General features: G+C 66.7%; 24 protein-coding genes. 13 read left to right on the forward strand and 11 right to left on the reverse strand.

All coding sequences use genetic code 11. From position 1 onward, the window contains the following. The first annotated feature begins 33 nt into the window (after positions 1–33). Positions 34–2,853, forward strand: coding sequence for an oligosaccharyl transferase, archaeosortase A system-associated (locus ACOZ4I_RS06000; protein ID WP_424003996.1), 2,820 nt, complete (start codon positions 34–36; stop codon positions 2,851–2,853). 100 nt (positions 2,854–2,953) lie between these two features. Here ACOZ4I_RS06000 and ACOZ4I_RS06005 read toward each other — a convergent pair whose 3' ends face one another. Then, on the reverse strand, positions 2,954–3,133 hold the full coding sequence (locus ACOZ4I_RS06005) for an HEWD family protein (protein ID WP_424003998.1): 180 nt from the start codon (positions 3,131–3,133) through the stop codon (positions 2,954–2,956). 77 nt (positions 3,134–3,210) lie between these two features. Between ACOZ4I_RS06005 and ACOZ4I_RS06010 the strand changes: the two genes are divergently transcribed. After that, complete coding sequence (locus ACOZ4I_RS06010; protein WP_424004000.1) at positions 3,211–3,768, forward strand: class I SAM-dependent methyltransferase; 558 nt, start codon at positions 3,211–3,213, stop codon at positions 3,766–3,768. Positions 3,769–3,775: 7 nt separating this feature from the next. Here the strand turns inward: ACOZ4I_RS06010 and ACOZ4I_RS06015 are convergent, their stop codons facing one another. From ACOZ4I_RS06015 to ACOZ4I_RS06025, 3 genes are read right to left on the reverse strand one after another with little or no spacing between them, the layout of a single operon-like run. Next, the gene (locus ACOZ4I_RS06015) at positions 3,776–4,231 is read right to left on the reverse strand and encodes a hypothetical protein (RefSeq protein ID WP_424004002.1); all 456 of its coding nucleotides are present in this window, start codon (positions 4,229–4,231) and stop codon (positions 3,776–3,778) included. A gap of 31 nt (positions 4,232–4,262) precedes the next feature. Continuing rightward, positions 4,263–4,706: an acyl-CoA thioesterase gene (locus ACOZ4I_RS06020; RefSeq protein WP_424004004.1), complete on the reverse strand. Its 444-nt coding sequence runs from the start codon at positions 4,704–4,706 to the stop codon at positions 4,263–4,265. Between the two features lie 48 nt (positions 4,707–4,754). Next, positions 4,755–5,030: a PadR family transcriptional regulator gene (locus tag ACOZ4I_RS06025; RefSeq protein ID WP_424004006.1), complete on the reverse strand. Its 276-nt coding sequence runs from the start codon at positions 5,028–5,030 to the stop codon at positions 4,755–4,757. A 248-nt stretch (positions 5,031–5,278) separates the two neighbouring features. Between ACOZ4I_RS06025 and ACOZ4I_RS06030 the strand changes: the two genes are divergently transcribed. From ACOZ4I_RS06030 to purM, 3 genes are read left to right on the forward strand one after another with little or no spacing between them, the layout of a single operon-like run. After that, positions 5,279–6,811 (forward strand): TraB/GumN family protein, encoded by a 1,533-nt coding sequence (locus ACOZ4I_RS06030; RefSeq protein WP_424004008.1) that lies wholly within the window; start codon positions 5,279–5,281, stop codon positions 6,809–6,811. Next, positions 6,811–7,488, forward strand: coding sequence for a metalloprotease (locus tag ACOZ4I_RS06035; protein WP_424004010.1), 678 nt, complete (start codon positions 6,811–6,813; stop codon positions 7,486–7,488). The genes ACOZ4I_RS06030 and ACOZ4I_RS06035 overlap by 1 nt, the downstream gene beginning before the upstream one ends. 60 nt (positions 7,489–7,548) lie before the next feature. Beyond that, the gene (purM, locus tag ACOZ4I_RS06040) at positions 7,549–8,559 is read left to right on the forward strand and encodes a phosphoribosylformylglycinamidine cyclo-ligase (RefSeq protein ID WP_424004012.1); all 1,011 of its coding nucleotides are present in this window, start codon (positions 7,549–7,551) and stop codon (positions 8,557–8,559) included. Between the two features lie 30 nt (positions 8,560–8,589). On the opposite strand, the gene ACOZ4I_RS06045 is transcribed toward purM, so the two are convergent. From ACOZ4I_RS06045 to ACOZ4I_RS06055, 3 genes are all read right to left on the reverse strand, one after another. Continuing rightward, a complete protein-coding gene (locus ACOZ4I_RS06045) occupies positions 8,590–8,736 on the reverse strand; it encodes a hypothetical protein (protein ID WP_424004014.1) in 147 nt (48 codons plus the stop codon). A gap of 116 nt (positions 8,737–8,852) precedes the next feature. Continuing rightward, positions 8,853–9,395 carry a CBS domain-containing protein gene (locus tag ACOZ4I_RS06050; RefSeq protein WP_424004016.1) on the reverse strand — a complete coding sequence of 181 codons (543 nt, stop codon included), beginning with the start codon at positions 9,393–9,395 and terminating at the stop codon, positions 8,853–8,855. An 81-nt stretch (positions 9,396–9,476) separates the two neighbouring features. After that, entirely contained in the window at positions 9,477–9,845 is a 369-nt protein-coding gene (locus ACOZ4I_RS06055) for a DUF555 domain-containing protein (protein ID WP_162411606.1), read from the reverse strand. Between the two features lie 275 nt (positions 9,846–10,120). Here ACOZ4I_RS06055 and ACOZ4I_RS06060 point away from each other — a divergent pair, with 275 nt between their 5' ends. From ACOZ4I_RS06060 to ACOZ4I_RS06085, 6 genes are all read left to right on the forward strand, one after another. Further along, positions 10,121–10,291: a hypothetical protein gene (locus ACOZ4I_RS06060; protein WP_424004018.1), complete on the forward strand. Its 171-nt coding sequence runs from the start codon at positions 10,121–10,123 to the stop codon at positions 10,289–10,291. Positions 10,292–10,396: 105 nt separating this feature from the next. After that, a complete protein-coding gene (gene psmB / locus ACOZ4I_RS06065; protein WP_424004020.1) occupies positions 10,397–11,119 on the forward strand; it encodes an archaeal proteasome endopeptidase complex subunit beta in 723 nt (240 codons plus the stop codon). A gap of 118 nt (positions 11,120–11,237) precedes the next feature. After that, positions 11,238–12,605: a phosphopentomutase/phosphoglucosamine mutase gene (locus ACOZ4I_RS06070; protein WP_424004022.1), complete on the forward strand. Its 1,368-nt coding sequence runs from the start codon at positions 11,238–11,240 to the stop codon at positions 12,603–12,605. Positions 12,606–12,688: 83 nt separating this feature from the next. After that, entirely contained in the window at positions 12,689–13,075 is a 387-nt protein-coding gene (cdd, locus tag ACOZ4I_RS06075; protein WP_424004024.1) for a cytidine deaminase, read from the forward strand. Continuing rightward, positions 13,072–13,896 carry a nucleoside phosphorylase gene (locus ACOZ4I_RS06080; RefSeq protein ID WP_424004026.1) on the forward strand — a complete coding sequence of 275 codons (825 nt, stop codon included), beginning with the start codon at positions 13,072–13,074 and terminating at the stop codon, positions 13,894–13,896. The genes cdd and ACOZ4I_RS06080 overlap by 4 nt, the downstream gene beginning before the upstream one ends. Positions 13,897–13,999: 103 nt before the next feature. After that, on the forward strand, positions 14,000–15,046 hold the full coding sequence (locus ACOZ4I_RS06085) for an FAD-binding oxidoreductase (RefSeq protein WP_424004028.1): 1,047 nt from the start codon (positions 14,000–14,002) through the stop codon (positions 15,044–15,046). Here ACOZ4I_RS06085 and rocF read toward each other — a convergent pair whose 3' ends face one another. Then, positions 15,047–15,961 (reverse strand): arginase, encoded by a 915-nt coding sequence (rocF, locus tag ACOZ4I_RS06090; RefSeq protein ID WP_424004030.1) that lies wholly within the window; start codon positions 15,959–15,961, stop codon positions 15,047–15,049. It abuts the gene before it with no gap. A 49-nt stretch (positions 15,962–16,010) separates the two neighbouring features. Continuing rightward, on the reverse strand, positions 16,011–16,934 hold the full coding sequence (locus ACOZ4I_RS06095; protein ID WP_424004032.1) for an NAD-dependent epimerase/dehydratase family protein: 924 nt from the start codon (positions 16,932–16,934) through the stop codon (positions 16,011–16,013). 122 nt (positions 16,935–17,056) lie between these two features. Between ACOZ4I_RS06095 and ACOZ4I_RS06100 the strand changes: the two genes are divergently transcribed. Then, entirely contained in the window at positions 17,057–17,590 is a 534-nt protein-coding gene (locus ACOZ4I_RS06100; RefSeq protein WP_424004034.1) for an Rrf2 family transcriptional regulator, read from the forward strand. A gap of 145 nt (positions 17,591–17,735) precedes the next feature. After that, positions 17,736–18,899, forward strand: a complete 1,164-nt coding sequence (locus tag ACOZ4I_RS06105; protein WP_424004036.1) for an NAD(P)/FAD-dependent oxidoreductase — start codon at positions 17,736–17,738, stop codon at positions 18,897–18,899. 132 nt (positions 18,900–19,031) lie between these two features. Here the strand turns inward: ACOZ4I_RS06105 and gyrA are convergent, their stop codons facing one another. Both gyrA and gyrB read right to left on the reverse strand, forming a co-directional pair. Further along, complete coding sequence (gyrA, locus tag ACOZ4I_RS06110) at positions 19,032–21,479, reverse strand: DNA gyrase subunit A (RefSeq protein WP_424004038.1); 2,448 nt, start codon at positions 21,477–21,479, stop codon at positions 19,032–19,034. Then, entirely contained in the window at positions 21,476–23,404 is a 1,929-nt protein-coding gene (gyrB, locus tag ACOZ4I_RS06115) for a DNA topoisomerase (ATP-hydrolyzing) subunit B (RefSeq protein ID WP_424004040.1), read from the reverse strand. The genes gyrA and gyrB overlap by 4 nt, the downstream gene beginning before the upstream one ends. Between the last annotated feature and the right edge of the window lie 61 nt (positions 23,405–23,465).

Below are 23,465 nucleotides of genomic sequence, written 5' to 3' on the forward strand. Positions count from 1 at the left end.
GGCTTATGCGCGCGTTGGCAGTTTCTCCCTGCAATGAGTCAATCCCGGGGATACTTCGACGACAACCCCGAACTCGAGTCCGCCCTGGAGTGGGCCGAGCGCTGGTACCACGTTCCGATCCTCCTGGTACTGCTCGGGTTCATGCTGTGGAATCGCGTCCGTAGCTGGCAGAATTTCATCATCGACGGCGAGGTCTATTTCAGCGGTAACGACGCCTGGTATCACCTCCGCACGACGCGGTACACGGTGCAGAACTGGCCCTCGACGATGCCGTTCGACCCGTGGACGTACTTCCCGTACGGTACCAGTTCGGGCCAGTTCGGCACGTTCTTCGACCAGATCGTCGCGACCGTCGCGTTGATCGTCGGGCTGGGATCCCCGAGCGATCAGACAGTCGCGATGACGCTCCTGTTCGCGCCGGCGGTCTTCGGCACGGCCGTGGCCATCCCGACGTACGTCATCGGCCGTCGACTCGGCGGTCGGCTCGGCGGCGTCACCGCCGTCGCCGTCCTGGCGTTCTCTGCCGGGTCGTTCCTCCAGCGGAGCATGGTCGGGTTCTCGGACCACCAGGTCGCTGAGGCGCTGTTCCAGACGCTCGGCGTCCTCGGCGTCATGGTGGCCGTCAGCGTCGCCGCGCGCGACAAGCCGATCTACGAGCAGTTCCTCGAACGAGACCTCGACGCGCTGCGCGACACCGTCGGCTGGTCGGTCCTCGCGGGCGTCGCAATCGCGATGTACCTCTGGACGTGGCCGCCGGGCGTCCTCCTGCTCGGCATCCTCGGGCTGTTCTTCCTCCTGCGGCTCTGCATCGAGTACGTCCACGACGACAGCCCTGAGCACACCGCTATCGCCGGGGCGATCACGATGTCCACCGTCGCCGTACTGAGTGCGTCGCGGCTCCAGACCCTCCAGATCACCGCGACCTCGCACTCGCTCTTACAGCCCGGGATGGCGCTCGCCGTCGCCGTCGGCTGTGTCTTCATGGCGTGGCTCGCCCGCTACATGGAGCGGTCCGACTACGAGCGGTACTTCTACCCGGCGACCGTCTTCGGCATCCTCGCCGTCGGAATCGCGTTCATGGCAGTCGCGCTGCCGGACCTGTACGGGTTCTTCGTCAACAACCTGAGCCGTGTCGTCGGATTCGTGACGACGACCTCCGGGGGGACCGTCGGCGAGGTCGCCCCGCTCAGCGACCCGTCGGTCCTGTTCAACCGGCACGGGTTCGCCGTCCTCGTGGCGGCCGGCGGTGCGGTGTGGCTCGCCGGGCGGCAACTCCTCGACGAGGACGCGCCCGCCGAAGACCTGCTCGTGGTCGTCTGGGGGGCGATCCTCCTGATGGCGACGTTCACCCAGCGGCGGTTCGCGTACTACCTCGTCGTACCGATCGCGGTGCTGACTGGTATGGCCGTCGGCCGGGTCGTCAGGCGCTTCGATCTCGTTCCCGACGACGGTATCGAGTACTACCAGGTGCTGACGATCCTGACGATCGTCCTCGTCGTGATCGCACCGCTGGTCCTCATCGGCCCGACGACGACGCAGGTCGGACAGTCGGCCAACCCCGGTGCCGGCATCCAGGGCTGGGACGAGAGCCTCCAGTGGATGCAGACCCACACGCCCGCCGAGGGGGCGTACGGAACCGGTGAAAGCGGCTCACTCGAGTACTACGGGACGTATCCGCGACAGGAGGACTACGACTACGAGCAGGGAACGTACGGCGTCATGTCGTGGTGGGACTACGGGCACTGGATCACGACGCGGGCCGAGCGGATTCCGAACGCGAACCCCTTCCAGCAGGGCAGCGACACCGCCGCGCAGTTCCTGATCGCACCCAACGAGACGCGGGCCAACGGCGTCCTCGACAACATCGACGAAGACGACGCCAAGACCCGGTACGTCGCCGTCGACTGGAAGATGGCCGAGACGAACGGGAACATCGGCGGGAAGTTCTTCGCTCCGCCGAGATTCGTCGAAGGCGTTCAGGGCAGCGACTACTACAGTCGGATGTACGTTCAGACCCAGAGCGGCGGGTTCCGACAGGTGACGTTCCAGAAGCAGGCCTACTACGAGACGACGGTGGCGCGGCTGTACCGGTTCCACGGCAGCGCGGCGGAACCACAGCCCCTCGTCGTCGACTGGGAGAACAAACAGACCAGCGCTGGCACGCAGTACCGCGGTGCGCCGACCAACGAGGAGGAACCAGCGGGCCAGCAACAGGGCCGAATCCTCCGGCAGTTCGAGTCGATGGAGGCCGCGCGCCAGTACGTCCAGAACGACCCGACCTCGCAACTGGGTGGCTACGCCGGAACGCCGGCCGAGCGCGTCCCGGCGATGGAGCACTACCGACTGGTCGGCTCCAGCGAGAGTGAGGCGTTCAACAGCGCCCGATACCAGTCCTCGGCGTGGACCAAGATCTTCGAGCGCGTCCCCGGCGCGACCGTCGAGGGGACCGCCCCGGCGAACACGACCGTCCGGGCTGCGGTGCAGATGCACAACCCCGCGACGAACAAGACGTTCGTCTACCGCCAGCAGGTCCAGTCCGATCAGAACGGTAACTTCGAGATGACCGTCCCGTACTCGACGACCGGCTACGACGAGTGGGGCGTCGACGAGGGGTACACGAACGTGAGCGTCCGGTCGCGGACGGCCTACCAGTTCACCGCGGTGGGGACCCACAACGGAAGCCGGACCGCGTTCACGGACACCACCCAGATCACTGAGGGGCAGGTCATCGGTGAGGACGAGACGACCGCCACAGTCGAACTGACGCCGGTCGAGGTGACCACCGGGAACGCCACCGACGGCTCACTCGCCGCGCCGTCGACGTCCGAGACGTCGGCACAGCCGGCGTCCTAAGCGGTCACGGCGTAGATTCTTCCCGAGGGACGTTTCGACTCTTCTGAGCGCGATCCGATACGTTCGAACGGGAGGAGAAACGCGACTGATTGGACCGTCTTCACTCGGCGAGCGGATTGAACGTGCCGTTGATGTCCCACTCGTGGAGGCAGTGGGGATTGCCGGACTGCTTGGTTCCGTCCTTCGTGACGATGCTCCACGTTTGCTTGTCCGGGTTCCACTCGTCGACCCGTCCGCAGCGTTCACACTCCCGTTTTCGGGGTGCGACGATTTCGACCATATCGGTGGAAATGCGTGAGCCGTTATCAGGCTGCCGGTCCCTGCCTGTTTTTCTCGGCGGAGCGCGAACTGCCACCGATGGGATTTCACACGTTCGACGTCGACCGGGCCGCACAGCTCGAAGACCCCGGTCGATACGAGTACCTCTCTGTCGACGAACTCCTGGCGCTGTTCGATCCCGGGCCGTCGTCGATCGTCGCCGACCTCGGGAGCGGGACGGGCTTTTACACCGACTCGGTTGCCGAGACGGCCGGCCGCGTCTACGCGCTCGACGTGCAGGCGGCGATGCACGAGCACTACCGGGAGAAGGGAATGCCGGGGAATGTCGTGCCGGTCACCGCGGCCGTCGAGGCGCTCCCGTTCACCGACGCGCTCGACGCCGTGGTGTCGACGATGACGTTCCACGAGTTCGCCTCACCGGCCGCGATGGACGCTATCGCCGCCTCTCTCGTCCCTGGCGGTCGGGTCGCAATCGGCGACTGGACGCGGACTGGGACCGGACAGGAGGGGCCGCCGCTGTCCGAACGATACGAGGCCGACGACGCCGTCGAGTTCTGTGCCGACGCCGGCATCGACGTGACCCGCGCCGAAGACCGGCGCGAGACGTTCGTCCTCGAGGGCGTCCTGCCGGAGTGAACGCCGATCAGAAGTCCGGCAGGCCGTCGGCGTCGACCTCCTCGGCCTCCCAGTCGATGTAGTCTTCGGCGAGCACTTCACAGACCACCTGCCCGAACTCGGTGAGGCCGGCGTTGATCCCCGAGACGGTTCCCCAGGAGTCGATGTCGGGGTGAATCTCCCGCTCGCGCCAGTCCTCGGGGAGCCCGGGCGCGTGATAGCCCACGCGGCCGGCGAAAGAGTCCCAGAAGAAATCGAACTCCGAGAGCAGATCGAGGTCCGTGACGATGGCCCACTGGTCGTCGTCGAGGGCGGTTTCGGCGGCCCACTGCTCGAACGCGTCTTCCCACGCGCCCGCATCGAGCGCGTCGGCCAGTTCCGCGCGGCGGTACTCGTCGCCTTGGACCTCGGCGTCGTCGTATTCGTCGGCGGCGACGCCGGTCGAAAGCTCCGGTCGCGGCGGCGTCTCGACATCGAGTGTCATAGTCGTCGTAGGCGGGCGGCGGGAATAAACGTCAGCGTGTCGCCTCGCCGTCGAGGGCGCGTCGGCGCAGTCGCTCGCCCCGCTCGGAGTCGACCGTCAGTTCCGGTACCGGGACGGGGGTTCCGTCGTCGTCGACGGCGACGTACACCGAGTACGACTCCGTCGTCGGTTCGCGCTCGCCGGTCCGGAGGTCCTCCCGGGAGGCGCGCAGTCGGACCTTGACGCTCGTCTCGCCGGTGTCGTAGACGAAGGCCTCGACGAGGGCGTTGTCGCCGACGGGGATGGGTCGCTTGAAGTTCACCTGATCCATTCGCGCGGTGACGCAGGTCTCGCCGGCGAATCGCATCGCGGACATCGCCCCCAGTTCGTCCATCCACTTCAGTACGTTCCCCCCGTGGGTCGAACCGAGGTGATTCGAGTGGTTCGGCTGCACCATCCAGCGATTCTCTAGATACGTCTCCAGAACAGTTGGCATGGGCCGACGTTGGTGTCGGCTCCCGTTGAGTCTGTCGTCCGGGGACGCTTACGCCGAGACGTACTGTGCTTCCCAGTCCTTGCGTGCGTCGAGTTCGCGCTTGCCCCGCTTGGTCAGCGTGTAGAAGTTCGTCCGACGATCGCGCTCGCCCTTCTCGATCAGACCCTTCTCGACGAGGGTGTCGAGGTTCGGGTACAGTCGGCCGTGGTTCACTTCGCTCTCGTAGTAGTCCTCCAACTCCTCCTTGATCGCCAGCCCGTGTGGCTCGTCGAGCCCCGCGATGACGTACAGGAGGTCCCGTTGGAATCCGGTCAGGTCGTACATCGCTATACCCGTTACAGTTTGACCCCATACATATCAGTCTTTTGAATCAGTAGTGAGACCGGTACTTTCGATGACCGCTGCCACGTCTGGTAGTTACCACGAAATATGTTCCTGTATTAACAGACTGTCGTCTAATAGCTTCGGCTACTGTCGAAGACATACAATGGGACGAACATGACGGGACGACGATATTGGGTCGGTGGACCCGACCCGACAACGGTAAAGGACGCGACTGTGTAACGCGGATGATGACCGAACACGCGGAGTCGGCGGCAGACGATCTCCCCGAGCCGTCGGGCGCGGGGCGCGTCGACGTCGTCGGAACCGCTCACGTCTCCGAGCACAGCGTCGCGGAAGTCGAGTCCGCTATCGAGGAGGCAGACCCCGACGTCGTCGCCGTCGAACTCGACGAGGGGCGCTACCGCCAGATCAAAGGCGAGACGCCCGACGACCTCGACGCGAGCGACCTCCTGCGGGGGAACACCGTCTTCCAGTTTCTGGCCTACTGGATGCTGTCGTACATCCAGACCCGGCTGGGCGAGCGCTTCGACATCCAGCCCGGCGCCGACATGAAAGCCGCCATCGACACCGCCGAACGTCTCGGACTCGGCGTCGCGCTCGTCGACCGGGACATCCAGACCACGGTCCAGCGCTTCTGGGCACGGCTCTCCGCGGTCGAGAAGCTCACGCTCGTCGGGAGCCTGGCGGCCGAACTCGGCCCGCCGCTCACGGTCGGGCTCACGTTCGGCGCGGTGCTGGGCGGAGCCGTCGCCATCGTCGCCGGCGCGTTCGCCGGCTCGATCATCGTCCCGCCCGGCGCGCTCTCGGGCGTGTTGCCCGGCGGCGTCGGAACGACCGTCGCCGGCCTGCTCGACACGCTGCTGGTGATCTGTGTCGTCGCGCTCGCGGTCGGGATCCCGATTGCCGCCGTCCTGACGCGGTTCCGCGGCGGCGAGGAAGTCGAGGAGTTCGACATGGAGCGACTGACAGACACCGACGTGGTCAGCGCGATGATGGAGGAGTTCCGCCAGTTCTCGCCGGGCGGCGCGGAGGCGCTCATCGACGAGCGCGACGCCTTCATCGCCCACCGGCTCGTCGCGCTCCGCGAGGCCGGCTACCACGTCGTCGCCGTCGTCGGCGCGGGACACCGCGAGGGCATCGAACGCTATCTCGACGACCCCGATTCGCTCCCGCCGATGGAATCGCTCGTCGGCACCGAGAGCGGGCGACGCGTGTCGCTGTACAAGGCGGTCGGCTACGGCTTCGGCTTCGTCTTTCTCGCCTTCTTCGGCCTGCTCATCCTGGGCGGTGCGAGCCAGGCAGTCCTCCTGAAACTGTTCGTCGCGCTGGTCGCGGTCAACGCCGTCCTGGCCGGCGGCCTCGCCAAGGTGGCCGGCGCACACTGGTCGAGCGCGCTCGCGGCCGGTGCGTTCGGCTGGCTGACGAGCCTCTTTCCGCTGCTCGCTGCCGGCTGGTTCGCCGGCTACGTCGAACTCAAGTACATCTCCGTCAACATCAGCGACATCGCGACGCTGAACGAGATACTCAACGACCAGGAATCGCCGATCATGGACCTTCTCGCCCGGATGCGACAGGTCCCGCTCTTTCGGCTCATCCTCGTCGTCGCCCTGACGAACGTCGGCAGCGCCGTCGCCTCGTACGTCGTCTTCCCGGTGCTCATTCCGTACATCTCCTCGGACATCGGCGGCATGGCGGGCGTCTCTCGGCTCCTCTGGCAGGGTGTCCGCGAGGGAACGCAGATCCTGGTGGGGGTCCTCTGATGGCCGGCCAGATGGGGCGACGCGGCGGCGCGGGCGGCGGGCCCGGCGGCCTGTCGTTCAGCGGGCGCGAACTCCGTGACCTCGTCGTCGCGTGGCTCGCCCTCGGCGTCGCCTTCACGTTCTTCCTCGAACGGGAACTGCGCCGCATCGTATTCCTCCAGTTCCAGGGCCTGTCGCTGTCCGCCGTCGCAGGCACGTTCGCGGTCAGCCTGCTGACCGTCGGCATCGGGTTCCTACTCCACGAGCTCGCGCACAAGGTCGTCGCCGTCCGCTTCGGGCAGGTCGCCGCGTTCAAGGCCGACTACAAGATGCTGGGGTTCGCCGTCCTCGGCGGCCTCGTCGGCTTCCTCTTCGCCGCGCCCGGCGCGGTCGTCCACCGCGGCCGGCTCACGGCCCGGGAACACGGCCTCATCGCCGTCGCGGGGCCGGTGACGAACCTCGCGCTCGCCGTCGCCTTCCTCGTCCCGTTCGTCTCGGCGCTGCTGTCGGGCACGGGTGGGTTCCTCTGGGAAGTCGCGCGGATGGGACTCCAGATCAACCTCCTGCTCGCCGGCTTCAACATGCTCCCGTTCGGCCCGCTCGACGGCCGAACGGTGCGAGAGTGGAGCACGCCGGTCTTCCTCGTCGTCGCGGTACCGTCGATCCTGCTCGGACTCGGCGCGCTGTTCGTCCTCTGAGGCGGGCCGGCGCTCCGGCGGAACGACGCCCTTTTGCCCGCGCCACGCGCGCTCTCGCATATGACCGACGGAGACGCGACGGACCCCGAGGACGACACAGAGGAGGGACTGACCTACGCGGAGACCGGCGTCGACATCGACGCGAGCGAGGCGGCGACGGAGGCGCTCATCGGCGCGGCCGGCGAATTCGAGGGCGACTACGCGGGCCTGCTCGACATCGGCGACCAGTACCTCGCGCTGGCAACGGACGGCGTCGGCACGAAACTGCTCGTGGCCGAGGCCATCGACGACTACTCCACCATCGGCATCGACTGCATCGCGATGAACGCAAACGACCTGCTCGCGGCCGGCGTCGAGCCGGTGGCCTTCGTCGACTACCTCGCCGTCGAGACGCCCGACGAGGAGACGAGCGAGGACATCGGCGCGGGGCTCCAGGCCGGGGCCGAGCGCGCCGGGGTCGCCCTGGTCGGCGGCGAGACCGCGGTGATGCCCGACGTGATAAAAGGCCTCGACATCGCCGGGACCTGCGCGGGCCTGGCCCCGAAAGACGCCGTCTTCCCCGGCGAGGCCCAGCCCGGCGACGCCGTCGTCGGCTGGCCGTCCTCGGGGATCCACTCGAACGGGCTCACGCTCGCGCGCGAGGCCGTCACGCGCGACCACGAGTACACCGACCCGTTCCCGCCGAACCCCGACCGGACCATCGCCGAGGAACTGCTGGAGCCGACCCGGATATACAGCGAGGTGCTCGACCCGCTCCGGGCCGTGGAGACGCACGCGGCCGCTCACGTCACCGGCGGCGGCTGGACGAACCTCACGCGGATGGGAGCACACCGCTACGAGATCACGGACCCCTTCGATGCCCAACCGGTCTTCGAGTTCGTCCAGCGCGAGGGCTCCGTCGACGACGAGGAGATGCACCGGACGTTCAACATGGGCACCGGCTTCGTCGCCGCGGTCCCCGAGAGCGACGCAGACGAGGTCGTCGACGCGTCGGACGACGCGCGCGTCGTCGGAACCGTCGAAGACGACGACGAGGCCGTCGCCGTCCGCGGCCTGGAACTGACTGACTGAGCGAGAACCGAACCGTCGGCGGCGAGCGCCTCAGGCGGAGAGGACGTCTTTCCCGGCCGTCTCCTCGGCGATGCGGATCTGCAGCGCCTGTCGGATGTGGTACTTGGCGGCTTCGGTTTCGGCGCTGTCGAGCGCGGCTTCGAGTTCGGCGTAGAGCGGGTCGTCAGAGTTGGGCATCGTAGGTAACTCGTCGGTGAGACAGAATATATAGCCACAGTACCGTTTTCGGGGTTAATCGGCTCTTACGGCCGGTATGGCAGTACTATCGCCGTTTCCGTTTCTGAGAACTGGAGTTAGCTCACCGTACGCGCGATGTCGGCCTCGGTTATGACCCCGATAGTTTCGCCCCCCTCGACCACCATCACGGCGGCGTTGTGGTTCAGGTACGCGTCGACTTCGTCGATCGGCGCGTCCGGTTCGACGGTGGCGATGGACTCGTGCATTACCTCGGCCACGGGGAGTTCACCGACGTTCTCCTCGGAGCGCTGGCGGATGTCCGAGTTCCCGATGAGTCCCTGGGGTGCGCCGTCGCGGACGACCGGGACCTGCGAGTACCCCTTCTCGTCCATCAGCTCCTTCGCCTGGTGGACGGAGTCGTCGGGCGCGACGCTGACCACCGGGGAATTCATGAGGTCGCTCGCCTTGACGATGCCGCCCTCGGCCTCTTCGAGCGCGGTGACGATTCGCCGGAGCGTCGAGAGTCGCGGGTCCACGTCGCCGCCCTCGATGCGGGCGATGAGCGGTTGGGACACGTCGGCGCGCTCTGCGAGCTCGCTCTGGGTCAGGCCGAGTTCGTTCCGGCGTTCCCGGAGGTCCTGCGGCGTCGGTAACTCCATACACGCGATTACTAATGGTAATATAAAAAGCCAACGGCTACGCGCAGGCGATGCCGTATCGGGAGAACGTGACGGGTCGCGTTACGCTTCGGCCTCGGCTTCGTCGTCTTCCTGCGTCTCGAAGACCTCGATGACTTTCAGGGGCACGTCCCGGAGTGCGCCGCCGATCTCGCTCTTGGCGATTCGCTGGGCGTGTTCGGGGGACTCTGCGTTGAACACGTCCATCTCGAGGACGAGCCCGACGAGGGCGGTGTCGGCCGCGATGAACGCCGAGTCGAACGGCTCGCCGCAGGCCGGACAGCCGGTCGCGCCGACCTCGACCTCGACGTAGTCCATCTCCGCCTCGTTGAGGCGCTTGCCGGCCTCGCTCACCGCGACGCCGATTGCGTCGTCGATGTCGTCTACGTCACGGACCAGCCAGGCTGCTTCCATCGCCACGAGGTAGTTCATATACACACTCTCGTGGCCCGACTATTCGATAGTTTTGATTCGCGCCGGGGTGCGCACGTCACCGTTACTATCCGCATAACTTATGCGAACCACCGGTGCGGCTCACACCCCCATTACGCCGCTGGCGGCGGCAACGGCCCGGAACCGCGCGGTTTTCGGGCCGATTGTGAAACCGCAAGACGGCGGCGGGACGATCCTTCACAATCGATGATATTCTTCCGCGAGGTGGCAACAAAGCTTATATACCAGACACGCTCTGGACTCAGCCGAAGACGATGGTTGCCCGACTGTACACCGCAACGCTGTTCGCACTCTACCAGTTCACCCTGCTACTCGGCATCCTGCTGTTGCCGGTAGCGATGATCACGGAGCGACTCGGCCTCCGGCTGCCGATGGACCGGGTCGTCTCGGGGCTCAACGACGCCTACGCGCAGGCGAGCGCCTGACGATGTCACCGTAACGAACGAGGTGCGACTGCGCCCCCACGCTGGAGGCGGTCAGGCTCACCACAAGAAGAGGTTTTATCAGCGCCGGACTGATACCGCAGGGTAATGCGAGAGATGACTCCCGGGCCGGATTTCTCTGGACCCCAGACCGCCGACGAGTTCCAGAGCGATCCCTACGAGCCGGAGGTCGGCTCCCTCCCCGAACAGTCCGCCCAGGACGGCGAGAAGGTGAACAAGACCGGCACGACCACCATCGGTATCACGACGGCCGACGGCGTCGTCATCGCGACGGACATGCGCGCCTCGCTGGGCGGTCGCTTCGTCTCGAACAAGAACGTCCAGAAGGTCGAGCAGATTCACCCCACCGCCGCGCTCACGCTCGTGGGCAGCGTCGGCGGCGCGCAGTCGTTCATCCGCACGCTCCGAGCCGAGGTCAACCTCTACGAGGCCCGACGCGGCGAGGACATCACGATGAAGGGCCTCTCGACGCTCGCCGGGAACTTCGCCCGCGGCGGTCCCTTCTTCGCCATCAACCCCATCCTCGGCGGCGTCGACGACGACGGCCACCACGTCTACTCTATCGACCCGGCCGGCGGCGTCATGAAGGACGACTACACGGTCACCGGCTCCGGGCTGACCGTCGCCTACGGGACCCTCGAAGACCGCTACGAGGACGACATGAGCAACGCGGAGGCCCGCGAAGTCGCGGCCGCCTCCATCAAGGCCGCCGCCGAGCGCGACACCGGCTCCGGGAACGGCATCTACCTCGCCGAGGTCACCGCCGACGGCGTCGACATCGACGGCTACGACTTCGACGAACTGCTGTAATCGGTTTCGCGGCACAGCTGTGTTTTCCCTGTCAGTCTTTTCGCGCGCTACCAGCGCCAGCCCCGCCATAGCTGTCGCCGAACGAGAGAATTAAACGGCCGGCTTCCGCATCGCCGGTATGGAACTGTTCGGGACGGCCGGAATCCGGGGGGACGTCGTATCGAAGGTGACGCCCGCGCTCGCGTTGCGAGTCGGGCAGGCCGTTGGGCGGGACGGCGAGACGTTCGCGCTCGGGTACGACGGCCGGGTGACCTCGCCGGCGCTCGCCGACGCGATGGCCGCGGGCCTCCAGAGCGCCGGCGCTCGCGTCGTCAGAATCGGGCGCGTTCCGACGCCGGCCCTGGCCTACGCTTCGCGGGGCCGCCACGGCGTGATGATCACCGCGAGCCACAATCCGCCGACGGACAACGGCATCAAGGTGTTCACCGACGGTACGGAGTACGGCGACGACGCCGAGACGCGAATCGAGCGCCGCGTCGCGGACGAGGTGGGCCCCGCCGTCTGGCGCGACTGGGCCGACGCCGAGTCCGTCGACTTCCTCGACGACTACCGGGACGCGGTCGCGACATACGCCGAGTCGCTGGGGGCCGACCCCTCCGGGCTGACGGTCGCCGTCGACTGCGGCAACGGGATGGGCGGCGTCGCCACGCCGCAGGTGCTCGGTGCACTCGGTGCGGACGTGCTCGCGACGGAGGCCAACGTCGACGGCTTCTTCCCCGGCCGAGAGAGCAAGCCGACGCCGGAGACGCTCGCCGACTTCCGGCGGTTCGTCGCCGACTCGGACGCCGACTTCGGCTTCGGCCACGACGGCGACGCGGACCGCATCGTCGTGGTCGACGGCGACGGCGCGGTGATCCACGAGGACACCGTCCTCGCGATGCTCGCAGAGCACTACACGCGGGCGGCGACCGCCTCTGACCCCGTCGTGGTGACGACGCCGAACGCCTCCGGCCGCATCGACGAGCGGGTCGAGGACGCCGGCGGCCGCGTCGAGCGCATCCACCTCGGTTCACTCCACGTCGGTATCGCGAACGCCCGCGAAGACGGGAACGACGAGACGGAAGTCGTCTTCGCCGCCGAACCCTGGAAACACATCCACACCGCATTCGGCGGCTGGATCGACGGCGTCGCCAGCGCGGCCGTCCTCACGCGCCTGTTCGCCGCCGAGGGCGTCGCCGAGCGGCGGGCCGCTATCTCGGAGCGCCCCTACGAGAAGGTCAGCGTCTCGTGCCCGGACGACGCCAAGGTCTCGGTCATGGACCGCCTCGAATCCGCCCTGCCCGCCGCGTTCCCCGACGCCGACGTCTCGACGGAGTACGGCGTCCGCCTCTCCTTTTCGGACGGGTCGTGGACGCTCGTGCGCCCGAGCGGCACGGAACCGTACGTTCGCGTCTACGCCGAGAGCGACGACATCGACGCGCTCGTCGGGGAGACGACCGACGTCGTCGGCGACGCGGTGGACGAGGTCACCGCCGCGGACGCCTGAGTCGTCGTCCTGGCCGCCGGCGACGAACCGGCACATTCTATCGGGACCGACAGCATTTCCCCACGTCCGGCCGACGCGGGAGCATGGACGACCTCATCGAAGCGGCCAGAGACGCCATCGACGACGCGTACGTCCCGTACTCGGAGTACACCGTCGGGGCGGCCATCGAGACCGCCGACGGCGACGTGTACACCGGCTGTAACATCGAGAACGCGAACTACAGCAACAGCCTCCACGCCGAGGAAGTGGCCGTCGGCAAGGCGGTCAGCGACGGTCACCGGGAGTTCGAGCGCATCGCCGTCACCTCCGGCAAGCGCGACGGCGTCACCCCCTGCGGGATGTGTCGCCAGACGCTGTCGGAGTTCTGCGACGATTCCTTCGAGGTCATCACCGACGGCGACGACCCGACCGCGTACGAACTCGGCGACCTCCTGCCGACGACCATCACCCGCGAGCACCTCGACGCATGACCGAGGACAGCGAAGACCCGAACGACGAGGTCCAGTACCATCTGGAAGTGAGCGCCGACGACGTGGCCGACAGCGTGCTGCTGCCGGGCAACCCCGAGCGCGTCGAGAAGGTCGTCGACTACTGGGACGACCACGAGGTCGTCGCCGAGCACCGCGAGTACCGCACGGCGACGGGGACCCACGAGGGGTCGCCCATCTCGGTCACCTCGACGGGCATCGGCTGTCCGTCCGCCGCCATCGCCGTTGAGGAACTGGCCCGCGTCGGCGCGGACACGTTCCTCCGGGTCGGCTCCTGCGGGGCCATCCAGGAGGAGGCCAGCGTCGGCGACCTGATCATCACGACCGGCGCGGTCCGACAGGAGGGGACCAGTAAGGAGTACGTCCGCGAGGACTACCCCGCGAGCGCCGACCACCGCGTCGTCTCGGCGCTCGTCGCCGCCGCCGAGGAACTGGACTACGACTACCACCTCGGCGTCACCTGCTCGACCGACAGCTTCTACGCCGGCCAGTCCCGCCCCGGCTTCGACGGCTTCGAGGCCAGCGGTAGCGACGAGCGCATCGCGGCGCTCCGGGAGGCCGGCGTCCTCAACTTCGAGATGGAGGCCGCGAGCATCCTCACGCTGGCGAGCCTCTACGGCCTGCGCGCCGGCGCGGTCTGTACGGTGTACGCGAACCGTCAGACCGGCGAGTTCCGTACCGAAGGGGAGCGCAAGGCCGCGAAGTGCGCCAGCCTCGCCGTCTCCTACCTGGAGGCGATGGACGAGGCCGTCGAAGCCGCCGACGCCGATCAGTGGCACGCCGGCCTCTCGATCGACCGCTAGGGCGGTCGCGGCGGGCGCTAGCGTTGCGAGACGCCGTTCCCGCTCGGCCGTGACGGACGCGCGACGGGGGTAGACATACAATCGACCCGGTGCTAGGCTGCTCATGGACTTGCCCTCCCACCTTTCACAGCACGACCGCGCGGCGCAGTTGCCGCTGGTCACGAAAGACGCTCGCGTCATCCTCGCGGAACCGATGGACCGAAACCGCAACGACGAGGTGCTGTCGGCACTCCGCGACCAGATCGCGGCCGTCGGCGAGCGGTCGTGGCTGGCGGACGCCGACGAGGGCTCGACCTACCGATGGGACGACCTGACCGAGCGCCTGCGGGAGGCCGGCGCATCGCCGGCCCGCCTCGACCGGGTCGGGACCCTCGCCGACCGGTTCGACCGCCCCTATCCGTCGCTGCTCCGCCTCCGGGTGAAAGCCGACGTGGACATCGACTTCGCCCCGGGGCAGTACGTCACGCTCAGGGTGGGCGACACGCCGCGTGCGTACTCGCTCGCGAACTCCCCCACCGAGGACGAACTGGAGTTCTGCATCCGACTCGTCCCCGGCGGCCGGCTCACGAGCAATCTGTTCGAACACGTCGACGTGGGCGACCGGGTGGTGGTCCGCGGCCCCAACGGCCACATGGTACTCGACCCGCCGTCGAGTCGCGACGTGGTCTTCCTGGCGACGGGGACCGGCGTCGCCCCGTTCAAGAGCATGATCGACTACACCTTCGAGACGGGCCGTGACGTTGTCGACGGCGAGCCCCGGGATATCTGGCTGTTCCTCGGCTGCGGCTGGGAGGACGATCTGCCCCACCGCGAGCACTTCAGGCGGCTGGATGCCGAACACGACCACTTCCACTTCGTCCCGACGCTCACCCGCGAGCCGCTGTTGACCGACTGGGACGGCGAGACCGACTACGTCCAGTCGGTGTTCGTCGCGCACGTCGCCGCGGACGCCGTCGCGGGCGCACGGCTCCCCGAACGACTCGCCGAGGCACGCGAGCGGGCACCGAAATCGGGCGTCGACGCCAGAATCGATCCCGCCAGCGCGGAGCTGTACGCCTGTGGCATCAGCGCCATGGTCTCGACGCTTGTCCGGGCCGCACGAAGCGTCGGCGTCCCCGACTCGGAGATGCAGTACGAGGGGTTCGGATAGTCAGAGCACGCGTTTGCCGAAGGCGCTCGCGACCAGTTCGCAGGCCAGTTCGGCCGTCTGGTTGTGCTGGTCGAGGATCGGGTTCACTTCGACCACCTCCATCGAGCGCAGTCGGTCGTGGTGCTCGGCGACGTACTCCATCGCGATGTGGGCCTCGCGATAGGAGACCCCGCCCCGGACCGGCGTCCCGACGCCCGGCGCTTCCGTCGGGTCGAGCCAGTCCATGTCGAGGCTGACGTGGATGCCGTCTGTGCCGTCGGTCGCGATCTCCAGGGCCTCGGCGACGACCTCCGGGGCGCTCCGGGCGTCGATGTCCGACATCGTGAACGCCGTCGCGTCGCTCTCTCTGATGAGGCGGCGCTCTCCTTCGTCGACGTCCCGGAGCCCGACGATGACGACGTTCTCCTCGCTGACGGCCGGCGTGTGCGCCCACTCGTGCTCGGCGAACGCGCCCCGGCCGAGGACGGCGGCCAGCGACATCCCGTGGATGTTGCCGCTCGGCGTCGTCTCCGGCGTGTTGAAGTCGCCGTGCGCGTCGAACCAGATGACGCCGAGGTCCTCGTCGTCCCGGGCCGCGCCGGCGAGCGTGCCGACGGCGATGGAGTGGTCTCCGCCCAGCACGAGCGGGAACCCACCTTCGCCGACCGTCGCGTCGACCGCGGTCGCCACGTCTTCGCACACCTCCTTCGTCTCCCTGAAGAACTTCGCGCGGCCCGGCGCGGGACCGCCCGCGTCCGGGTCGCGTTCCTCCGGCCGCGGGACGTGGATGTCGCCGCCGTCGATACAGTCGATTCCAGCGCTCTCGATCTGTTCGGCGAGGCCGCCGTAGCGGATGGCCGACGGACCCATGTCGACGCCGCGTCGGTCGGCCCCCAGGTCCATCGGGACGCCGAGGACGCGCACCTGTCGGTTCATACCCGCGCTTCACCGTCGAGAAGTAAATGTCCCCGCTTCGCGGCCCGACTCAGTCGTCCGTGTAGGGGGCACAGACCAGTTCGATGCCCTTCTCGAAGCTGATCTGGGGTTCCCAGCCCGTGGCGGCGCGCATCTTCGAGGCGTCCGCGCAGGTGTCGTGGACGTACACGTCGTCCGGGATGGGGTTCTCGACGAACTCCGGGTCGATGTCCGTCCCGAGTTCGTCGTTGAGCATCTCGACGACGGTGAGGAAGTCGTAGGCCTCGCCGGTCCCGAGGTTGTAGATGCCGTCGAGTTCGTGGTCGGCGGCCTGGATCAGCCCGCGGACGATGTCGTCGACGTGGGTGAAATCGCGGGTCTGCTCGCCGTCGCCGTACAGCACGGGCGCTTCGCCGTTGGCCATGTCGTCGGCGAACTGCGCGATGACGTTGGCGTACTCGCCTTTGTGTTCCTCGGCACCGCCGTAACCCTGGTACACCGAGAAAAAGCGCATCCCGGCCAGCGTGAGGTCGTAGTGGTTCCCGAAGTACTCCGCGTAGGTCTCGCGGGCCATCTTCGAGGCCTCGTAGCCCGTGTTGACCGTCACGTCCATGTCCTCGGGCGAGGGCTCGGTCCGACTGCCGTAGATCGAGGAGGTGGAGGCGTAGACGATGGTGTCACAGCCGTCGTCGCGGGCCTGCTCGACGGTGTTGACGAATCCTTCGATGTTGACCCGCGCGCCGTGGGTCGGATCGTCCTCGTGCATCGCGTAGGAGGACAGCGCGGCGAGGTGAAACACCACGTCCACGTCGGTCGGCAGGTCGTCCTCGACGACGCTTCGTTCCACGTACTCGACATCTTCCGAGACGTTCTCGGCCGTCCCCAGATAGCCGTCGTCCAGTGCGATAACGTCGTTGTCCGCGGCGAGTTCGTTCGCGAGGTTCGCTCCGATGAATCCGCCGCCACCGGTCACCAGTACCCGTTGATCTTCCATATCTGTGTCACGAAGGGGCCCGTCAAAAGTGGTGGTGTTTTTGTCCGTTTCGAACGCCCCACGCGGCGCGTTCCACACAGTCTACCGTCGCATTTAAGGACGGCTATACCGAACAACAAATTATGTCATCTATCGAACTGACACCCAGCCAAAAGAACATTCTACAGGAACTGGTAAATCTCTACCGGGAGAGCGAGAGCGCGGTCAAGGGCGAGGACATCGCGGAGAAGGTCGACCGGAACCCGGGGACCATCCGCAACCAGATGCAGAGCCTGAAGGCGCTGCAACTGGTCGAGGGCGTGCCGGGCCCGAAAGGCGGGTACAAGCCCACCGCGAACGCCTACGACGCCCTGCAGATCCAGGACATGGACCAGGCCGCCGAGGTCCCGCTTCGCCACAACGGTGACCTCGTCGAGCACTCGAACGTCGAGGAGATCGACCTGACTAGCGTCCACCACCCCGAGAAGTGCCGCGCAGAGATCCAGCTCCAGGGCTCTCTCTCCGAATTCCACGAGGGAGACTCGGTGACAGTCGGCCCGACACCCCTCTCGAAACTCCAGATCATCGGCACACTCGAAGGCAAAGACGACACGAACAACAAACTCATCCTCGCTATCGACGATATGCGAGCCCCGGCCGGCGAACCCGAACACTAGCTCCGGTCGGTTTTTCCCTCTCGCTATCTCTCCCCTCGCGGTGGGTGTCGCTCGCTCGCATTCATCACGATTTTATCGGCATAATTTACCCCAGAGCGGGACCGATTTCAAAGGCTTTGTATCGGTCGGTTGCGGAGTCGTCGGTATGACAGAGAACGTAGTGGTACTCGGAGCAGGGTATGCCGGCGCAGGGACGATCAAAAGTCTCGAAGACGAGTTGGACGGGGAGGCGGACGTGACGTGGATTTCGGACACGGACTATCACCTGGTGCTGCACGAGTCCCACCGGTGCATCCGGGACCCGAGCGTTCAGGAGAAGATCGCGATTCCGGTCCACGAGATCAAACAGCCCTCCACATCCTTCATCCAGGACGAGGTCGTCGACATCGACACGGAGGCTCGCGAGGTGGAACTGGCCGACTCGGAGTCGGTCGACTACGACTACCTGCTGGTGGCGCTGGGCTCCCAGACCGCCTTCTTCGGCATCGAGGGCTTAGAGGAGTACGCGCTGACGCTGAAGGGACTGGACGACGCTTTGGAGATTCACGACGCGATCCAGTCTGCTGCGCGGGAGGCCTCGACGAACGACCCGGCGCAGGTGGTCATCGGCGGCGCTGGGCTCTCGGGCATCCAGACGGCGGGCGAGGTGGCGGAGTTCCGCGACGAACACAACGCACCGATCGACATCCACCTCGTCGAGGGGCTGGATCAGGTGCTGCCCAACAGCGATCCGGAACTACAGGGCGCGCTGCGCAAGCGCCTCGAGGAGCGCGACGTGAACATCAAGTGCGGGGAGTTCATCGGCGAAGTGGACGAAGAGACCGTCTACATCGGCGACGAGGACGAACTGGACTACGACGTGCTGGTGTGGACCGGCGGCATCACGGGCCGTGACTGCGTGGCCGACGTGGACCTGGACAAGGACGAGCGCAACCACCGGATCCACGCGGAAGGCACGTTCCAGACCGACGACGAGCGGGTCTTCGCCATCGGCGACTCCGCGCTGATCGACCAGCCTGGCGACCAGCCCGCGCCGCCGACCGCCCAGGCTGCCTGGCAGGCCGCGGAAGTGGCCGGCGAGAACCTCGCGCGTGCGGTGCGCGGCCAGCCGCTGACGACCTGGACGCACAAAGACAAGGGAACCGTCGTCTCGGTGGGCGAGAAGGCCGTCGCCCACGACGTGATGAACATCCCCGTCGAGACGTTCGGGGGACTGCCGGCGAAAGTGCTGAAGAAAGGTATCGCCGCGCGCTGGATCGCCGACGTGACCGGAGTCGGCCGGGCCGCCAAGGCCTGGCCCGACATGTAGACAGGCCGGTATTCTTTCGGTCGTCTCGTTCGCGGACCGCCGCTTCACTCGTTTCGAAACCGCGATTTCGCCGAGCGACGCGAGGGTGCGCGTGTTACTAGCGGTGTAACGGAAAATCGCCCGCTCTCGGTTCTATTCGGCGTCTGCCGGAACGACCGTGACGCTCGCGACGCGGTCGCCGTCCGCTAACTCCATGATCGTCACGCCCTTCGTGTTCCGACCGACCTGCGACACGTCGCCGGCGCGGATGCGCATGATCTGACCCCGCTCGGACATGATGACGAGGTGGTCGTCGTCGGTGACGGCCTTGGCCGTCGAGACGCGGCCGTTTCGCTCGTCGGTCTTGATGTCGATGAGTCCCTTCCCGTAGCGGGACTGGCGGCGGTACTCGTCGAGCAGCGTTCGCTTGCCGAAGCCGTGTTCGGTGACGGTCAGCAGCGAGCGCTCGTCGGCGTCGACGGTGGCGACCATCGCGGCCACCTTGTCGTCGCCCTGCAGGTCGATGGCCCGGACGCCCCGTGCTGTCCGCCCCATCTCGCGGACCTCGTTCTCGTCGAAGCGGATGGTCATCCCGTGTTCGGTGGCGACGACGAGGTCCGTCGTCCCGTCGGTCACCTCGACGTCGACGAGCGAGTCCCCGTCCTCGAGTTTCGCCGCGCGGATACCCGTCGTCCGGATGTTCTCGAAGTCGGCGGCGCAGGTGCGCTTGGTGTACCCGTTCCGGGTCACCATCGTGATGCACTCGTCGTCCTCGAACTCGTCGGTCGAGACGACGGCGGTCAGTTCCTCGCCGTCGGCGAGGTCGATGAGGTTGATGGCGGACTTGCCCCGCGCGGTCCGGGACATCTCCGGGATCTCGTAGGTCTTGAGCCGGTAGACCTGACCCTGATTGGTGAAACAGAGCAGGTAGTCGTGGCTGTTGGCGCGGAACACCTTCGAGACGCGGTCGTCCTCCTTGGGGTCGGCCCCGATGATGCCCTTGCCGCCGCGGTTCTGCGGGTCGAAGTTCTCCACCGGCATCCGCTTGATGTAGTCGTCCTCGGTGATGACGACGACGCAGTCCTCCTCGGGGATGAGGTCCTCGTGGGTGACCTGGCCCTCGTCCTCGATGATGCTGGTCCGGCGGTCGTCGTCGTATTCGTCTTTGATCTCCCGGAGTTCGTCGGCGATGACGCCGTCGAGCTTCGCGCGGCTGGCGAGGACGGATTCGAGGTAGTCGATGGTGTCCTGGACGTCCTCGTACTCGTCTTCGATCTCGGCGGCCTCCATCGAGGTGAGCGAGCCGAGTTGCATCCGAACGATGTGGGCGGCCTGCTCCTCGGAGAAGTCGAACGACTCCTGCAGGCCGGCCCGCGCAGCGTCGCGGTCCTCGCTGTTGCGGATGAGTTCGACCACGTCCTCGACGTTCTCCAGGGCCTTCAGGCGGCCTTCGAGGATGTGGGCGCGGTCTTCGGCCTCGGCGAGGTCGTACTCGGAGCGCCGCCGGACGACCTCGCGGCGGTGGTCGATGTAGTGCTGAAGACTCTCTTTCAGCGAGAGGACCTTGGGCTGGCCGTCGACGAGCGAGAGGTTGATGACGCCGAAAGTGGATTCGAGGTGGTGGTCGAGCAGACGGTTCTCGACCACGTCGACGTTCGCGCCGCGCTTGAGTTCGACGACGATGCGGACGCCGTTGCGGTCCGACTCGTCGCGGAGGTCCGAGATGCCCTCGATCTTCCCCTCGTTTACGTCCTCGGCGATGCGCTCGACGACGCGTGCCTTGTTCTCCTGGTAGGGGAGTTCGGAGATGACGATGCGTCCCTCCTCGGGGTCGACCTCGTACTCGGCGCGGACGCGGAGGCGGCCGCGGCCGGTCGTGTACGCCGAGTAGATGGCGTCGCGGCCGACGATGTTGCCGCCGGTCGGGAAGTCCGGGCCCTTGACGTGTTCCATCAGGTCCTCGACGGTGGCGTCGGGGTTTTCGAGCAGGTGGACCGTCGCGTCGACCAGTTCGCCGAGGTTGTGCGGCGGGATGTTGGTCGACATCCCGACGGCGATGCCCGACGAGCCGTTGAGCAGGAGGTTCGGGACCTTCGCCGGGAGCACGTCCGGCTCTTGCAGGCGGTCGTCGTAGTTGCTGGAGAAGTCGACGGTGTCCTTCTCGATGTCTTCGAGCAGTTCCTCGGCGAGCGGGGCCATCCGGGCCTCCGTGTACCGCATCGCCGCGGCCGGGTCGCCGTCCATCGAGCCGAAGTTCCCTTGCCCGTCGACGAGCGGGTAGCGCATCGAGAAGTCCTGTGCCATCCGAACGAGCGTATCGTAGATGGCCGAGTCGCCGTGCGGGTGGAAGTCACCCATCGTCTCGCCGATGATGGACGAGGACTTCCGGTGGGCGGTGTTGGAGGTGACGCCCATCTCGTGCATCGCGTAGAGGATGCGCCGGTGGACGGGCTTCAGGCCGTCGCGGACGTCCGGGAGCGCCCGACCCGCGATGACGGACATCGCGTAGTCGATGTAGGACTGCTCCATCTCGTCCTCGATGCGGACGTGTTTGATCTGCTGTGCCGGCACGTCGGTGTCGTCTGGAACGTCTGAACTCATATGTCGACCCACTCCGCTTCGGGGGAGTGTTCCTTGATGAACTCCTTGCGCGGTTCGACGGCGTCGCCCATCAGGACGTTGAACATCTTGTCGGCGGCCGCGGCGTCCTCGATGGTGATCTGCTTGAGGATGCGGTTGTCGGGGTCCATCGTCGTCTCCCAGAGCTGTTCGGGGTTCATCTCACCGAGACCCTTGAACCGCTGGACCTGTGTGGGGTTCCCGTCGCACTTCTCCTCGACGATGCGGTCGCGCTCTTCCTCCGTCATCGCGTCGTAGGTGTTGCCGCGGTAGCGAACGCGGTACAGCGGCGGCTGGGAGGCGTAGACGTTGCCCGCCTCGAGCAGGGGCTTCATGTGCCGGTAGAACAGCGTCAACAGGAGCGTCCGGATGTGCGCACCGTCGACGTCGGCGTCGGTCATCAGGATGATCTTCTCGTAGCGGAGGTCGTCGGCGTCGAACTCGTCGCCGATGCCCGTTCCAAGCGCGGTGATGAGGTTCCGAATCTCGTTGTTCTCCAGAATCCGGTCGAGGCGGTGTTTCTCGACGTTCAGGATCTTCCCCTTGATGGGGAGGATAGCCTGGAACTCGGGGTTGCGGCCCTGCTTTGCACTCCCGCCGGCGGAGTCGCCCTCGACGATGAACAGCTCGGCGTCCTCGGGGTCGCGGGTCTGGCAGTCCGCGAGCTTGCCGGGCAGCGCCGTCGAGTCGAGCGCCGACTTGCGCCGCGTCAGCTCTTCGGCCTTCTTTGCGGCCTTGCGGGCCTTCGCGGCCTCGACGGCCTTGCCGACGATGGCCTCGGCGGTGTCGGGGTTCTCCTCGAAGAACGTCGCGAGGCCGTCGTGCATCGCGGACTCGACGATGCCGCGGACCTCGCTGTTGCCGAGCTTCGTCTTGGTCTGGCCCTCGAACTGCGGGTCCGGGTGCTTGACCGAGATGACCGCGGTCAGCCCCTCGCGGATGTCGTCGCCCTTCAGCGTGTCGTCTAAGTCCTTCAGCAGGTCGTTGTCGGTCGCGTAGTCGTTGACGACGCGCGTGAGCGAGGTCTTGAACCCGGTGAGGTGGGTCCCGCCCTCCCGCGTGTTGATGTTGTTCGCGAAGGCGTGGATCGAGCCCTGCAGGTCGTCCGTTCCCTGCATGGCGATCTCGACGTGGACGGTTCCGTCCGCGATTTCCTCCTCGTCCTCGAAGTAGATGACGTCGCGGTGGAGCGGGTCCTTGGTTTCGTTCAGGTACTCGACGAACTCCCGGATGCCGCCGTCGTAGGCGAACGTCTCCGACTCGCCGTCGCGCTCGTCTTCGATGGTGATGGCGACGCCGGAGTTGAGGAAGGCCAGTTCGCGCAGGCGGGAGGCGAGCGTCGAGAACGTGAACTCGCCGGTCTCGAAGATGTCGTCGTCGGGCCAGAAGCGGACCGTCGTCCCCGTCTCCTCGTCGGGTTCGAGGTCGCGGACCCGCTTCAGGTCGTACTCCGGTTTGCCGTGGTCGAAGCGCTGCTTCCAGAGCGCGCCGTCGCGCCTGACCTCGACTTCGAGCCACTTCGAGAGGGCGTTGACCACGCTGACGCCCACGCCGTGGAGGCCGCCGGAGACCTGGTAGGACTTGTTGTCGAACTTGCCGCCGGCGTGAAGGATCGTCATCACGACCTCGACGGCCGGGCGGCCGTGTTCTTCGTGTTCGTCGACGGGAATCCCTCGCCCGTCGTCAGTGACAGAGACAGAGCCGTCGTCGTGAATCGTTACGTCGATAGTGTCGCAGTATCCCGCGAGCGCCTCGTCGATCGCGTTGTCGACCACCTCGTAGACGAGGTGGTGGAGACCGCGAGCGTCCGTCGACCCGATGTACATCGCGGGCCGCTTCTGGACGGCTTCCAGCCCTTCGAGGGTCTGGATCGACTTTGCGCCGTACTCATCAGACTCTCCTGACATAGGAACTTACGCCTGCTAACAGCGGTGGACGTATAAAAGTCCCGCACGCGCGCGAGCGAGA

Origin of the sequence: Haloarcula salina (genome assembly GCF_049603855.1) — an archaeon.
GTDB classification, from domain to species: Archaea; Halobacteriota; Halobacteria; order Halobacteriales; family Haloarculaceae; genus Haloarcula; species Haloarcula salina_A.